The sequence below is a fragment of the Serratia sp. LS-1 genome (genome assembly GCF_003719595.1).
Classification (GTDB): domain Bacteria; phylum Pseudomonadota; class Gammaproteobacteria; order Enterobacterales; family Enterobacteriaceae; genus Serratia; species Serratia ureilytica.
On record NZ_CP033504.1, the window covers coordinates 39,244 to 53,663 of the forward strand.

Sequence of the window (14,420 nt, forward strand, 5' to 3'; positions counted from 1 at the left end):
CCCCGGCAAAAGAACGTTGGTTATTAGATATGCTGATAAGAGCTATCTTATATATTCATCTTGCTTGATTAGCCTATCGACGGCACTCAGGCCTTTACGTATAGTGTCACCAATTTTGCTGCCTACACAGGGTTAAACAATGATTATCAGCCTGATCGCTGCCTTGGCGGCGGATCGCGTTATTGGCATGGAAAACGCCATGCCGTGGCACCTGCCGGCGGACCTTGCGTGGTTTAAACGCAACACGTTGAATAAGCCGGTTATTATGGGCCGCAAGACCTTCGAGTCCATCGGCCGCCCGCTGCCGGGCCGTCACAATATCGTTTTGAGCAGCCGCCCGGGCAATGCCGCCGGGGTGACCTGGGTGACCTCGCTGGATGAGGCGCTGGCCGCCGCGGGTGAGGTGGAAGAAGTAATGGTGATCGGCGGTGGGCGCATCTATACCCAGTTGCTGCCGCGCGCCGATCGCCTGTACCTGACACACATCGACGCCGAAGTCGGCGGCGATACTCACTTCCCGGATTACGAGCCGGACGAGTGGGAAACCACGTTCAGCGAATTCCACGACGCCGACGATCTGAACTCGCACAGCTACTGCTTCGAAATCCTGCAGCGCCGCTGATCTCAGCGCGTTAGCCAGTCATCCCCGGGGGCGCAAGCAATTGCGCCCCCGGTCTTTTTGCGCCGGTCATTCGTAACCTTTCCGTCACATTACCTGATTAGTATGAAGCCCAACTCCGAGCGCCACGGCAACTCTGGTGAATCTTGACCGCGGCGCCATAACTAAAAAGGTAACCACGTTATGACCAAGCAAATTGAGCAATTAGACGCCGACCGCCTGATCGATCCCACTCGCCGCAAGCTGCTGCTTGGCAGCGCCGGCGCCGTCGGCCTGGCCGGTTTTCTCGGCGGCGGCATCTGGTCGGTCTCCACCGAGGCGTTAGCCGAGGATCTGCCGCCGAACACGCTGCTGGGCTTCCGGGGCATCGCCGCGTCTACCGCCGATGAAGTGACGATAGCGCCAGGCTACCGCGCCGAGGTGCTGATCTCCTGGGGCGAGCCGCTGGTGGACGGCGCGCCGGCCTTCGATCCGCAGGGCAACAACAGCGCCGCCGATCAGGAAAAACAGTTTGGCGACAACAACGATGGCATGAGCTTCTTCCCTATCGATGACAATCACGGCGTGATGGCCATCAATAACGAATACGTTAACGAGCAGTACCTGTTCGCCCACGGCGGCGCCAAGGCCACCAGCCTGGAAGAGGTGCGCAAATCGCAGGCGGCGCACGGCGTCTCCATTGTCGCGGTCAAGCGGGTCGGCGACGGCCAGCGCTGGGAGGTGGAGCGCCCGTCGCGCTATAACCGCCGCATCACCGCCAACAGCGAGATGCAATTCAGCGGCCCGGCCGCCGGACATCCGCTGTTGCAGACTGCCGCCGATCCGAGCGGCCGCAAGGTGCTGGGCACCTTCGGCAACTGCGCCAACGGCAAGACGCCGTGGGGCACCTACCTGACCTGCGAGGAAAACTTCGACACCTATTTCGGCACCCGTCAGGCCGATTATCGCACCACGCCGGAACAGAAGCGCTACACGCTGAAGGTCAGCGAACCGGAACGCAACTGGCCGGACTATGACGAGCGTTTTGATGTGGCGAAGAATCCCAACGAATTCAACCGCCACGGCTGGATTGTCGAGATCGATCCGTTGAATCCGACCTCGACGCCCATCAAGCACACCGCGCTCGGCCGTTTCAAACATGAAAACGCGGCGGTGACCGTGGCCAAAGACGGCCGTCTGGTGGTGTATATGGGCGACGACGAGCGCGGCGAACATATCTATAAGTACGTCTCCAAAGGCGTGGTCGACGCCGCCAATCCGGCCAACAATCGCACGCTGCTGGACGAGGGGACGCTGTACGTGGCGCAGTTCGACGGCGATGAAGCCGGCACGCCGCTGAAGGGCAAAGGGCGCTGGATTGCGCTTGAGTTCGGCAAGAACGGCCTGACGCCGGAGAACGGTTTCCGCGATGAGGCCGAAGTGCTGATCTTCGCCCGCAAGGCGGCGCAGCAGGTCGGCGCCACCAAAATGGATCGCCCGGAGTGGATCGCGGTGAACCCGCATGACGGGCGCGCGTACTGCACGCTGACTAACAACAGCAAGCGCGGCGAGGAAGGGATGCCGTTGAACGCCGCCAACCCGCGACCGAACAATATCTACGGCCAAATCATTCGCTGGGACGAGGGCGGCGACGCCACCGCCGACGTCTTCGCCTGGGACATCTATGCGCTGTGCGGCAACCCGATTGCCCACCCCGAAGGCGTCAACCGCGGCACGCCGAACATCACGGCGGAAAACACCTTCAACAGCCCGGACGGGCTGGGTTTCGATCGCGCCGGCCGTCTGTGGATCCTCACCGACGGCAAGTACAGCAACAAGGGCGATTACGTCGGGCAGGGAAACAACCAGATGCTGGTGGGCGATCCGGTCAGCGGCGAGATCCGCCGTTTCATGGTGGGGCCGAAGTCCTGCGAACTGACCGGCATCACCTTCACCCCGGACTACAAGACGATGTTCGTCAACGTACAGCATCCCGGAGAAGAAGGCGATTCGCACTTCCCGAACAACAGCCCGCGCCCGCGTTCATCGGTGTTGATGATCACGCGTGAAGATGGCGGAGTGATTGGGGCGTAAGGCGGCAATACAGAACAAAGGCGGCCACCGGGCCGCCTTTATCGTTTCAGGATGCGGCTAATCTGCCGGCGTGGTCAGGCGCTTCGCCGCGATTGGCGGGCTGCGTGAAGTAACGGCGGTCTTCCCAGCGCAGCATCGTCAGATCGCCGCCCCAGCAGCAGCCGGTATCCAGCCCGATCACGCCCTCCGGCGTGCCCTTGCCTTCCAGCGAGGCCCAGTGGCCGAAGATGATGGTGTATTCCGGGTCCACCAGGCGCGGCAGCTCGAACCACGGTTTCAGCGGCGCCGGCGCGCTGCCCGGCGCATCTTTGCAGATCATGTCGAGCTGGCCGTTGGGGAAGCAGTAGCGCATGCGCGTCAGCGCATTGGTGCTGAAACGCAGACGCGCCAGGCCGCTCAGCTCCGGCGCCCAGTTGTTCGGCATGTCGCCGTACATGGCGTCGAGGAACAGCGGATAGCTGTCGCTGCTCAATACCGCCTCCACTTCGCGCGCGCACATTTTCGCGGTGTCGATGTCCCACTGCGGGGTGATGCCGGCGTGGGCCATCACCAGTTTTTGCTCATCATCCACCTGCAGCACCGGTTGGCGGCGCAGCCAGTTGATCAGCTCGTCGGCGTCCGGCGCTTCCAGCAGCGGCGTGATGCGATCTTTGGGTTTGTTGCGGCTGATGCCGGCGTAAACCGCCAGCAGGTGCAGATCGTGGTTGCCCAGCACCATGCGCACCGCCGGGCCGAGCGAGCGCACATAGCGCAGCACGTCCAGCGAGGCGGGGCCGCGCGCCACCAGATCGCCGGTCAGCCACAGTTGATCGCGCTCGGGATCGAACGCAACCTGAGCCAGCAGCGACTTCAGTTCATCGAAACAGCCGTGAACGTCGCCGATAAGGTATGTCGACATAATTAATGGATCAGCGTTGGAATGGCTAAGCGGAACACGGGAATAGCGGTGCGGAACGGCTGACCCTGATGGTCAACCATTTCGTAATGGCCTTCCATGGTGCCCAGCGGCGTTTCCAGAATGGCGCCGCTGGTGTACTGAAACTCTCCACCGGGCGGAATGACGGGCTGTTCGCCGATCACGCCTTCGCCCTGGACTTCGGTTTGGCGGCCGTTGCTGTTGGTGATCAGCCAGTAACGGCCCAGCAGTTGCACGTTGGTCCGCCCCAGATTGCGGATGGTAATGGTATAGGCGAAGACGTAACGCTCTTCTTCAGGGATCGACTGTGATTCCACATAGATGCTCTGAACCTGAATACACACGCGGGGCGAATCAATCATGACAACAACTCCTTATTGCTGCGGCGCCGGATTGGCTGACAGCCAGTTCGCCAGCTTGCAGTACTGCGCCACAGAAATATTCTCTGCTCTGAGCGAAGGATCGACGCCCAGCTCCGTCAGCTGCTCCGGCGTGAACAGATCGCCCAGGCTATTGCGGATGGTTTTCCGCCGCTGGTTGAACGCCTGCGTGGTGATGCGGCTCAGCATGCGCACGTCGCCCACCGGGTTCGGCAGCTCGGTGTGCGGGACCAGGCGCACCACGGCGGAATCGACCTTCGGCGGCGGCGCGAACGCGGTCGGCGGCACTTCCAGCACCGGGATGACGTTGCAGTAGTACTGCGCCATCACGGTTAAACGCCCGTAGGCCTTGCTGTTAGGGCCGGCCACCAGACGGTTGACCACCTCTTTCTGCAACATAAAGTGCATGTCGCGGATTGCCTGAGTATAGCTGAAAAGGTGGAACATCAGCGGCGTCGAAATATTGTACGGCAGGTTACCAAATACGCGCAGCGGTTGGCCAGCCTCCTCGGCCAGTTCGGCGAAATTCACCGTCATGGCGTCCTGCTGGCGGATGGTCAGCTTGTCTTTCAACTGCGGGTGATTCTCCAGCCGAGTGGCCAGATCGCGGTCCAGTTCGATCACCGTCATGCGGTCCATGCGTGCGCCGACCGGCTCGGTCAGGGCGCCGAGGCCGGGGCCGATCTCGACCACCGCTTCGCCCGGCTGCGGGTGAATGGCGGAGACAATGCTATCGATGACAAACTGATCGGTTAAAAAGTTTTGTCCAAAGCGTTTGCGGGCAAAGTGCCCTTGGTGGACTCTGTTATTCATTACAATTAATTATCATTTTAATGGCGAGATTCAGGGCCGTTTGGAAACTGCCGACATCGGCGGTGCCGGTGCCGGCCAGTTCCAGAGCGGTACCGTGGTCGACCGAGGTGCGTATGAAAGGCAAACCGAGGGTGATATTCACCGCGCGGCCGAACCCTTGGTATTTTAGCACCGGCAGTCCCTGATCGTGATACATCGCCAGCACCGCATCGGCATCTTGCAGATATTTGGGCTGGAACAGGGTGTCCGCCGGCAGCGGGCCGACAAGATGGATACCGTCAGCGCGCAGCGCGTCGAGCGCCGGGATGATGGTGTCTATCTCTTCGCGCCCCATATGGCCGCCTTCCCCGGCGTGGGGATTCAGACCGCAGACGTAAATGTGCGGCTGGGCGATGCCAAATTTGGTTTTCAGATCGTGGTCGAGGATGCGAATGACTTCGAACAGGCTCTGCTGCGTGATGGCGCCCGGCACCGCCAGCAGCGGCAGGTGGGTGGTCGCCAGCGCCACGCGCAGCTCTTCGGTCGCGAGCATCATCACCACGCGATCGCAGCGGCTGCGATCGGCAAAGAATTCGGTATGGCCGATAAACGGCACGCCGGCGTCGTTGATCACGCCCTTGTTCACCGGGCCGGTGATCAGCGCAGCGAATTCGCCGTTCAGGCAACCGTCGCAGGCGCGTGCCAGGGTTTCCACCACGTAGGCGCTGTTGCCGACGTTCAGTTCACCGGCGGTAACCGGCTGAGCGAGCGGCACCGGCAGCACGGTCAGCGTGCCGGCGCGTTGCGCCTCGGCCGGCTGCTGCGGCTGGTAGTCGCGCAGCGTCAGCGGCAGGCCCAAACGCTTGGCGCGTTCAAGCAACAGGGCCGGATCGGCGCACACCACCAGCTCAACAGGCCAATCCTGCTGCGCCAGGGCGGCTACCAAATCCGGCCCCACCCCGGCGGGTTCGCCGGGGGTAATGACGACGCGTTTATTGCTGCGCATCGCTGCCATCGAGGATCTTCACGTAAGCCTGGGCGCGCTGTTCCTGCATCCAGGTCTGCGCCTCTTCGGCGAACTTACGGTTGAACAGCATGCGGTAAGCGCGATCTTTCTGCGCGGCGTCGGTCTTATCCACCTGACGGGTATCCAGCAGCTGAATCAGGTGCCAACCGAAGGAAGAGTGCACCGGCGCGCTGATCTCACCTTTGCTCAGCTTCAGCAACGCATCGCGGAAGGCGGGATCGTAGATGTCCGGAGAAGCCCAGCCCAGATCGCCGCCCTGCATGGCGGAACCCGGATCCTGCGACAGCTGTTTGGCTTCGTCGGCGAATTTGGCGCGGCCGCTCTTGATCGCTTCCGCGACGGATTGCAGTTTGGCGCGCGCCTGGTCGTCGGTCAGCACCACCGAAGGTTTCAGCAGGATGTGACGAGCGTGCACTTCGGTGACCGACACCGACTGGCTGGCGCCGCGGATGTCGTTGACTTTCAGGATGTGGAAGCCGACGCCGGAACGGATTGGGCCGACGACGTCGCCTTTCTTGGCGCTGACCAGGCGTTCAGCGAACAGGGTCGGGATCTCTTGCAGCTTGCCCCAGCCCATGTTGCCGCCTTTCAGCGCCTGAGAGTCGGCGGAGTAAGTGATCGCCAGCTTGCCGAAGTCGGCGCCGCTGTTGATCTCGCCCACCAGGCGTTTGGCCAGCTCTTCGGCTTTGTCGACCTGCTGCTGCGACGGGTTCTCCGGCAGCGGGATCAGGATGTGGCTGATGTTCATTTCGGTGTCGCTGCCGTTCTGCGCGCCCACCTGTTTGGCCAGCGCGTCCACTTCCTGCGGCAGGATGGTGACGCGGCGGCGCACTTCGTTGTTGCGCACTTCGGAGATCAGCATCTCTTTGCGGATCTGCGCGCGGTAGGTGTTGTAGTTCAGCCCTTCGTACGACAGGCGGCTGCGCAGCTGATCGACGCTCATGCGGTTCTGCGCGGCGATGTTGGCGATCGCTTTGTCCAGATCGGCGTCGGAGACGGTGATGCCCATTTTCTTGGCCATCTGCAGCTGGATGTTATCCATGATCAGGCGTTCGATGATCTGATGGCGCAGCGTCTTGTCGTCCGGCAGTTGCTGACCAGCCTGCTGGGCGTTGAGCTTCACCGACTGCAACAGTCCGTTGACGTCGCTTTCGAGTACCACGCCGTTATCCACGACGGCGGCGACTTTATCCACTTCTTGGGGTGCTGCGAACGCGGCATTGGCGCAAACCACCAATCCGAGAATAAGCGTTCTCCAGTTCTTCATACATTTCCCATTATGTAATCCGCAAATGCGGGTGAAAGTTCTCGTTTTCAAAGTGTTGCAAAGCGTCAGAATGCGCGCTGATACGGCAGAATGCCGGAGCGCAGCATTTCTGCGGAGCCGAGACTATGATCGCTGCTCAGGCCGCGCAGTTCGACGTTGAACGAAACTCTGTTGTCGTAAACGCTGGTATTGTTGCTGTTGTTCCAGTCGGTGATCTTGCGCTCATAGCCCAGCGTCACCGCCCAGCAGCAGGTGTTGTACTTCAGCCCCACCAGCTGATCGGCGGATTGTTTGGCGCGGGTGTCGTAGTAGTACGCCCCGACCACCGCCCAACGATCGGCGATCGGCCAGCTGCCGGTGATGCCCACCTGCGAGATGCCGTCCTGGAAGGCCGGAACCGTTTTGGTGTTCAACGCCGTCTGGATATATTCCGGCGTGGCGTAACGGTAGTTCAGCTGCACTACGCGCTCGGCATCCTGGCGGTATTCCACCACGCCGTTGCCCAGCGAGACGCTGTTCAGGCGGGTGTCGTACTGCAGGCCGCCGCGCAGGCCCCAACGATCGTCGATTTTCCAATAGGTATCGCCGGCCCAGGCCACGCTGCCGGTATCGTCGTTGTTGTCGTACCCGGTTACCCGATCGCCGGTGCGCGAACGGCTGAAGTAGTAGATTTGACCCACGGAAGCGTTAAAACGTTCAACCAGCGCGTCATCATAAATTCGGGTGGTCAAACCGGTAGACACGCGGTTCTGCGAAGCGATGCGATCCAGGCCGCTGTAGGTGCGATCGCGGAACAGGCCGGAGTAGTCGGTCTGCAGCAGCGTGGTGTCGTAGGTGTAGATGTTGCTCTGGTCGCGGTACGGCACGTACAGGTACTGCACGCGCGGCTCCAGCGTCTGGGTGGCGCCTTCGGCCCAGATCATCGGCCGCTCGAACACCAGCTTGCCGTCGACTTTGAACTGCGGCAGTACGCGGTTGACCGAATCATCGAGCTCCGGCGCGGCAGCGTTTTTGCGGCTCTGGTAGTTGGCGGCGAAACCGTCAGGAATATCCTGCTGGTAATGGGTCGCCATCACCTTGGCTTCGGTGTTCAGGCTGGCCCAGCCGTTGGTGAGAGGCAGACTCAGCGTCGGTTCCATATGCAGACGGGTGGCGTCCGGGCTGTATGGGTTGACGCTGGTGAACTTGGCCGCCTGGCCGTAAATATGGAAGTCGAACGGACCTAGGTCGTTCTTGTAGTAGTTCAGATCCAACTGCGGCTGGACTTTATACGAGTCCGACTGTGAGCGATCGGTATCGTCGTAAATCTGGAACTGCTTGGAGCTCAGCGTGGCGTTCCAGTTTTCGTTGGCGTAGCCGAGGCTAAATTTCTGCGTGGCGTAGCCGTCGGTGGTGGAGCCGTATTTGGAGTCCAGATCGGTGAAGTACTTGGAATCGCTGACCTTGGTGTAATCGACGTTAAAGCGCCACACTTGATCCATAACGCCGTTGTGGTTCCAGTAGAACAGCCAGCGTTTGTTGTCGTCATGATCTTTGCCGTATTCCTTGTCGTCCGGCAGCCAGTCGAACTCCATCAGGCCGAGGCCCGGCTGCACCAGATAACGGAACTCGGTCTGCCACTGCAGGCCGCGCTTGGACATATAGTGCGGGGTAATGGTAGCGTCGTAGTTCGGCGCGATGTTCCAGTAGTACGGCAACATGAACTCGAAGCCGTTGTTGCTGCCGTACTTGGCGTTCGGGATCAGGAAGCCGGAACGGCGCTTGTCGCCGACCGGCAGCTGCAGGTACGGGCTGTAGAACACCGGCACGCCGCCGATGCGGAAGCGGGCGTTCCATATTTCCGCCACCTGCTCTTCGCGATCGTGGATCACTTCGGAACCGACCACGCTCCAGCTGTCGTCGCCCGGCAGACAGGAGGTAAAGGTGCCGTTTTCCAGGATGGTGTAACGGTTGGCGCCGCGCATTTTCATCTTGTCGGCGTCGCCACGCCCCTGACGGCCTACCATCTGGTAGTCGCCTTCATAGACGTCGGTATCTTTGGTATTCAGGTTAGACCAGGCCTTCGGGCCTTTCAGTTTGATCTGATTGTCGCTGTAGTGCACGTCGCCGGTGGCGGTGACGGTACGCACCGGTTCCGTCTGGCCGGGGTTTTGCGTCTGATTCAGCTCAACTTCTTTGGCGGTCAGGGTGCTGTTGCCCTGCTCGATATGCACGTTGCCGCTGAACAGGGCGCTTTTCGGGTAGTCGGCGCGCGAGTCATCGGCATTGATGGTCACCGGCTGGCTGTTCGGATCGCCGCTGACCAAAGGCTTGTCGTAAACAGGAACGCCAAGCATGCATTGCTCGGCCAGATCAGCCAGCGCATGCTGACTGTAGAGTGCCGTCCAAATCATCGTGGCCAGCAGTGTTGGGAAACTTTTTTTCATACGCGGTTTTGGTGTTCCGTCATCAGAGGCGTCGTGTCCGGCAAACGGTCAGAGACTATATTACTCATCTGCGTTGCGCTAGTGCTAAATCCAGCCGTTTACTTGCGTCGTCGTTAGGCGCAAAGATAAATGACAGGTATGATAATCCAAATTCTAGGAAAAATCGCCTGCGCCCTTTCCTGAAACGGAGGAGAGCGGGCGGCTTTCGGCATGATAATTGAGGAGTATATGCAGTATTGGGGAAAACTGCTCGGCGTCATCGTCGCCATCTGGTCTGGCGCGGGATTCTGGGGTGTAGTTCTGGGGCTGATTATCGGTCATATGATCGATACGGCGCGCAGCAACAAGCGCAGCCGGGGGTTTTTCACCGACCAGCAAACGCGGCAAACGCTGTTTTTCCGCACCACTTTTCAGGTTATGGGCCACCTGACCAAATCCAAAGGACGCGTCACCGAGGCGGATATCCAGATCGCCAGCCTGTTCATGGATCGCCTGCAGCTGCACGGCGAAGCCCGCACTGCGGCACAGCAGGCGTTCCGCGAGGGCAAACAGAGCCAGTTCCCGCTGCGTGAGACGCTGCAGCAGTTCCGCAGCATCTGTTTCGGCCGCTTCGATCTGATTCGGATGTTTCTGGAAATTCAGATTCAGGCGGCGTTCGCCGACGGCTCGCTGCACCCGAACGAACGTCAGGTGCTGTATGTCATCGCCGAAGAGCTGGGCATTTCGCGCGCGCAGTTCGATCAGTTCCTCAGCATGATGGAGGGCGGGCGTCAGTTCGGCGGCGGTCAGCAGGGCGGGTATTCGCAAGGCGGTTATCAGCAGGCTCAGCGCGGCCCGACGCTCGACGATGCGTGCAAGGTGCTCGGCGTGCGCAGCAGCGACGATGCCGCCACCATCAAACGCGCCTACCGCAAGCTGATGAGCGAACACCATCCGGATAAGCTGGTGGCGAAAGGCTTGCCGCCGGAGATGATGGAAATGGCCAAGCAGAAAGCGCAGGAGATCCAGGCGGCGTACGACCTGATCAAACGCGAGAAAGGTTTTAAATAACGATACCCGTCATACTTCGAGCTGCAGGTGTGTTGGCTGCCCGCGCTTACCCCGGTCACGTACTTTTTGTACGCTCCCGGGGCTGCGCTTAGTTGCCGCCTTCCTGCAACTCGAATTATTTAGGGTATCTCAGGGTGATGAGCTCAGAAATCCGGCTCGGCGCGAAAGTGCATCGGCGTCTGGAAGGCGGGGTGGGTGATGCGCAGCTCTTGCGCATGCAGCTGCAGCCGCGGCGCCATCGCTTTGGCTTCCGGCGGGGCGTAGAAACCGTCGCCGAGGATCGGGTGTCCCAGCGCCAGCATGTGCACCCGCAGCTGATGCGAGCGGCCGGTGATCGGCGTCAGCTTCACGCGGGTGCTGCCGTCGGCGTCGCGCGACAGCACCAGATATTCCGTCTGCGCCGCTTTGCCGGTGTCAAAACACACCTTTTGCAGCGGCCGGTTCGGCCAGTCGCAGATCAGCGGCAAATCCACCAACCCTTCGTCATGCGCCATATGCCCCCAAACGCGGGCGATATAAGATTTCTTCGGTTCGCGTTCGCGGAACTGACGCTTCAGCTCACGCTCGGCGGCCTTGTTGAGCGCCACCACGATCACCCCGCTGGTGGCCATATCCAGCCGGTGCACCGATTCGGCGGCCGGATGATCGGCCTGAATGCGGGTCATCAGGCTGTCTTTGTTTTCCGGCGCGCGGCCGGGCACCGACAGCAAGCCGCTGGGCTTGTTGACCACCATGATGTGTTCATCCTGATACAGGATGTGCAGCGGGTCCTGCGGGGGATTGTAGGGTTCCATCTTGGCTCCGCGAAAAGGGCCGAACGGGGAGGCAACCACCTCCCCGCGTCGCGCCGGTTACTGGTGGGTGACCACCACCAGACGAATGGCGTCGAGACGCCAGCCGGCTTCATTGAGGTTGGCCAGCACCTGACGGCGATTGAACTCCAGCGTCTCGACTTCGTCGTCGCGGATGTTCGGGTTGACCGCCTTCAGCGCTTCCAGACGCGCCAGCTCGGCGCTTAGCTTGTCGTCCGCCTCTTGCTTCGCCTGTTCGATAAGCGTGCGTGCCTGCGCTTCCACCAGGCTTTCCGCCTGCTGCAGCATGGCGTGCACGTCTTGCTGCACGGCGTTGACCAGCTTGCTGGAGGTGTGGCGGTTGACCGCGTTCAACTGGCGGTTGAAGCTTTCGAACTCGACCTGCGCCGCCAGGTTGGTGCCCTTGCGGTCCATCAGCATGCGGATCGGCGTCGGCGGCAGGAAGCGGGTCAGCTGCAGGTGCTTCGGCGCCTGGGCTTCCACCACGTACACCAGCTCAACCAGCAAGGTGCCGACCGGCAACGCTTTGTTTTTCAACAGGGACACCGCACAGCTGCCGGTATCGCCGGACAGGATAAGATCCAGACCGTTGCGGATGATCGGGTGTTCCCAGCTGACGAACTGCGCGTCTTCGCGCGACAGCGCCTGATCGCGATCGAAGGTGACGGTGCAGCCGTCCTGCGGCAGGCCCGGGAAGTCCGGCACCAGCATATGGTCGGACGGCGTGAGCACGATCAGGTTGTCGCTGCGATCTTCCTGATTGATGCCGACGATGTCGAACAGGTTGAGCGCGAAGCCCACCAGGTTGATGTCGTTATCTTGCTCGGCGATGGCGGCGGCCAGCGCCTGGGCTTTGTCGCCGCCGTTGGAGTGCATCTCCAGCAGACGGTCGCGGCCTTGTTCCAGCTGCGCTTTCAACTGGTCATGCTGCTGGCGGCAGGCGTGGATGAATTCGTCCAGGCCTTCCTGCTCGGTCGGCGCGGCCAGATAGCCGATCAACTGCTCGTAGCAGCTGTCGTAGATGGTGCGGCCGGTCGGGCAGGTGTGTTCGAAGGCGTCGAGCCCTTCGTGGAACCAGCGGCCCAGCACCGCCTGTGCGGTGTGCTCCAGGTAAGGCACCATGATTTGGATATCGTGCATCTGGCCGATACGGTCCAGACGGCCGATGCGCTGTTCCAGCAGATCCGGGTTGAACGGCAAATCGAACATCACCAGTTGGCTGGCGAACTGGAAGTTGCGGCCTTCGGAACCGATCTCGGAACACAGCAGCACCTGCGCGCCTTCCTCTTCGGAGGCGAAGTAGGCGGCGGCGCGGTCGCGCTCGATGATCGACAGCCCTTCGTGGAACACCGCGGCGCGGATCGCTTCACGCTCGCGCAGCACCTGCTCCAGCTGCAGCGCAGTATCGGCCTTGGCGCAGATCACCAGCACCTTTTCGTTGCGGTTGGCCAGCAGGTAATCCAGCAGCCACTCGACGCGCGGGTCGAAGTTCCACCAGGTGGCGTTTTCGCCTTCGAATTCCTGATAGATCTGCTCCGGGTACAGCATGTCGCGCGCGCGCGCTTCGACGGATTTCTTGGCGCCCATGATGCCGGACACTTTGATCGCGGTCTGATATTGGGTTGGCAACGGCAGCTTGATCTGGTGCAGGTTGCGGTGCGGGAAGCCCTTCACGCCGTTGCGGGTGTTGCGGAACAGCACGCGGCTGGTGCCGTGGCGATCCATCAGCATGGCCACCAGCTCCTGGCGCGCCTGCTCGGCGTTGTCGCCTTCGCTGTTGGCCGCTTTGAGCAGCGGTTCGATGTCCTGCTCGTCGATCAGCTCGCCCAGCAGGTTCAGCTTGTCGTCGGCCAGGCGTTCACCGCTCAGCAGCAGGGTGACGGCGTCGGCCACCGGACGGTATTTCTGCTGTTCGGCGACGAACTCGCCGTAGTCGTGGAAACGGTTCGGATCGAGCAGGCGCAGGCGCGCAAAGTGGCTCTGTTGGCCCAGCTGTTCCGGGGTGGCGGTCAGCAGCAGCACGCCGGGGATATGCTCGGCCAGCTGTTCGATTACCTGATATTCGCGGCTCGGCGCTTCTTCGCTCCAGGCCAGGTGGTGCGCTTCATCGACCACCAGCAGATCCCACTGGGCGTCCGCCAGCTCTTCCAGGCGCTGCTTGTTGCGGCGCACGAAGTCCAGCGAGCAGATCACCAGCTGTTCGGTCTCGAACGGGTTGCTGCTGTCGAGCTTGGCTTCGGCGTAGCGGCTGTCGTCGAACAGCGAGAAGTAGAGGTTGAAGCGGCGCATCATCTCCACCAGCCACTGGTGCTGCAGCGTTTCCGGCACCACGATCAGCACGCGCTCGGCGCGGCCCGCCAGCAGTTGCTGGTGGATGATCATGCCGGCTTCGATGGTTTTGCCGAGGCCGACTTCGTCCGCCAACAGAACGCGCGGCGCATGGCGCTGGCCGACTTCATGAGCGATGTGCAGCTGGTGCGGGATCAGGCTGGCGCGCATGCCGCGCAGGCCGGCGAACGGCAGGCGATACTGCTCGCTCTGGTATTTGCGGGCGCGAAAACGCAGCGCGAAACGATCCATGCGGTCGATTTGGCCGGCGAACAGGCGATCCTGCGGCTTGCTGAAGGTCAGTTTGCTGTCCAGCAGCACTTCGCGCATCGCCACGCCGCTTTCCTGGGTGTCCAGGCGGGTGCCGATATAGGTCAACAGACCGTTTTCCTCTTTCACCTCTTCCACCTGCAGCTGCCATCCCTCGTGGCTGCTGACGGTATCGCCCGGGTTGAACATCACGCGGGTGATCGGCGAATCGTTTCTGGCATAGAGGCGGTTTTCACCGGTGGCGGGGAAAAGCAGGGTAATCATGCGCGCATCCAGCGCCACGACGGTGCCCAGTCCTAATTCGCTTTCCGTGTCGCTGATCCAGCGTTGACCAAGAGTAAAAGGCATATATTGTCGGCTCGATTCTTTGTAAGTAAGTCTTGTTACCGGGCGGGAAGGGCCGCGGCACCTGTACTGAACATCGGTTAATCCCGGTTTGTTTTAAATTTGACGGGCAATA

11 protein-coding genes are annotated in these 14,420 nt (G+C 61.2%); 3 read left to right on the plus strand and 8 right to left on the minus strand.

The window, feature by feature from the left end; genetic code table 11:
- Nucleotides 1–139: 139 nt before the first annotated feature.
- Nucleotides 140–622, plus strand: coding sequence for a type 3 dihydrofolate reductase (gene folA / locus EDY99_RS00175; protein ID WP_033637073.1), 483 nt, complete (start codon nucleotides 140–142; stop codon nucleotides 620–622).
- Between the two features lie 180 nt (nucleotides 623–802).
- A complete protein-coding gene (locus tag EDY99_RS00180) occupies nucleotides 803–2,692 on the plus strand; it encodes a PhoX family phosphatase (RefSeq protein WP_033651686.1) in 1,890 nt (629 codons plus the stop codon).
- A gap of 46 nt (nucleotides 2,693–2,738) precedes the next feature.
- Here EDY99_RS00180 and apaH read toward each other — a convergent pair whose 3' ends face one another.
- From apaH to lptD, 6 genes are all read right to left on the minus strand, one after another.
- On the minus strand, nucleotides 2,739–3,590 hold the full coding sequence (apaH, locus tag EDY99_RS00185; RefSeq protein ID WP_033641832.1) for a bis(5'-nucleosyl)-tetraphosphatase (symmetrical) ApaH: 852 nt from the start codon (nucleotides 3,588–3,590) through the stop codon (nucleotides 2,739–2,741).
- 2 nt (nucleotides 3,591–3,592) lie between these two features.
- A complete protein-coding gene (gene apaG / locus EDY99_RS00190; RefSeq protein WP_015376624.1) occupies nucleotides 3,593–3,970 on the minus strand; it encodes a Co2+/Mg2+ efflux protein ApaG in 378 nt (125 codons plus the stop codon).
- Nucleotides 3,971–3,982: 12 nt separating this feature from the next.
- Complete coding sequence (rsmA, locus tag EDY99_RS00195) at nucleotides 3,983–4,801, minus strand: 16S rRNA (adenine(1518)-N(6)/adenine(1519)-N(6))-dimethyltransferase RsmA (protein WP_033641833.1); 819 nt, start codon at nucleotides 4,799–4,801, stop codon at nucleotides 3,983–3,985.
- Nucleotides 4,794–5,795 (minus strand): 4-hydroxythreonine-4-phosphate dehydrogenase PdxA, encoded by a 1,002-nt coding sequence (gene pdxA / locus EDY99_RS00200; RefSeq protein WP_370453945.1) that lies wholly within the window; start codon nucleotides 5,793–5,795, stop codon nucleotides 4,794–4,796. The genes rsmA and pdxA overlap by 8 nt, the downstream gene beginning before the upstream one ends.
- Nucleotides 5,773–7,074 (minus strand): peptidylprolyl isomerase SurA, encoded by a 1,302-nt coding sequence (gene surA, locus EDY99_RS00205; protein WP_033641834.1) that lies wholly within the window; start codon nucleotides 7,072–7,074, stop codon nucleotides 5,773–5,775. Before surA ends, pdxA begins: the two co-directional genes overlap by 23 nt.
- A gap of 65 nt (nucleotides 7,075–7,139) precedes the next feature.
- Entirely contained in the window at nucleotides 7,140–9,500 is a 2,361-nt protein-coding gene (gene lptD, locus EDY99_RS00210; RefSeq protein ID WP_021505352.1) for an LPS assembly protein LptD, read from the minus strand.
- Nucleotides 9,501–9,728: 228 nt separating this feature from the next.
- On the opposite strand from lptD, the gene djlA reads away from it, so the two are divergent.
- Nucleotides 9,729–10,550, plus strand: a complete 822-nt coding sequence (gene djlA / locus EDY99_RS00215) for a co-chaperone DjlA (RefSeq protein ID WP_025301546.1) — start codon at nucleotides 9,729–9,731, stop codon at nucleotides 10,548–10,550.
- 143 nt (nucleotides 10,551–10,693) lie between these two features.
- On the opposite strand, the gene rluA is transcribed toward djlA, so the two are convergent.
- On the minus strand, nucleotides 10,694–11,344 hold the full coding sequence (rluA, locus tag EDY99_RS00220) for a bifunctional tRNA pseudouridine(32) synthase/23S rRNA pseudouridine(746) synthase RluA (protein ID WP_033641835.1): 651 nt from the start codon (nucleotides 11,342–11,344) through the stop codon (nucleotides 10,694–10,696).
- A 57-nt stretch (nucleotides 11,345–11,401) separates the two neighbouring features.
- Complete coding sequence (rapA, locus tag EDY99_RS00225) at nucleotides 11,402–14,308, minus strand: RNA polymerase-associated protein RapA (protein WP_103101746.1); 2,907 nt, start codon at nucleotides 14,306–14,308, stop codon at nucleotides 11,402–11,404.
- Nucleotides 14,309–14,420: the final 112 nt, after the last annotated feature.

Coding starts and splice junctions, on each gene's coding strand:
- apaG (WP_015376624.1), bottom strand. CDS start 3,970: ATGATTGATTCGCCCCGCGTGTGTATTCAGGTTCAGAGCATCTATGTG.
- apaH (WP_033641832.1), bottom strand. CDS start 3,590: ATGTCGACATACCTTATCGGCGACGTTCACGGCTGTTTCGATGAACTG.
- rapA (WP_103101746.1), bottom strand. CDS start 14,308: ATGCCTTTTACTCTTGGTCAACGCTGGATCAGCGACACGGAAAGCGAA.
- rsmA (WP_033641833.1), bottom strand. CDS start 4,801: ATGAATAACAGAGTCCACCAAGGGCACTTTGCCCGCAAACGCTTTGGA.
- lptD (WP_021505352.1), bottom strand. CDS start 9,500: ATGAAAAAAAGTTTCCCAACACTGCTGGCCACGATGATTTGGACGGCA.
- djlA (WP_025301546.1), top strand. CDS start 9,729: ATGCAGTATTGGGGAAAACTGCTCGGCGTCATCGTCGCCATCTGGTCT.
- folA (WP_033637073.1), top strand. CDS start 140: ATGATTATCAGCCTGATCGCTGCCTTGGCGGCGGATCGCGTTATTGGC.
- EDY99_RS00180 (WP_033651686.1), top strand. CDS start 803: ATGACCAAGCAAATTGAGCAATTAGACGCCGACCGCCTGATCGATCCC.
- rluA (WP_033641835.1), bottom strand. CDS start 11,344: ATGGAACCCTACAATCCCCCGCAGGACCCGCTGCACATCCTGTATCAG.
- pdxA (WP_370453945.1), bottom strand. CDS start 5,795: ATGGCAGCGATGCGCAGCAATAAACGCGTCGTCATTACCCCCGGCGAA.
- surA (WP_033641834.1), bottom strand. CDS start 7,074: ATGAAGAACTGGAGAACGCTTATTCTCGGATTGGTGGTTTGCGCCAAT.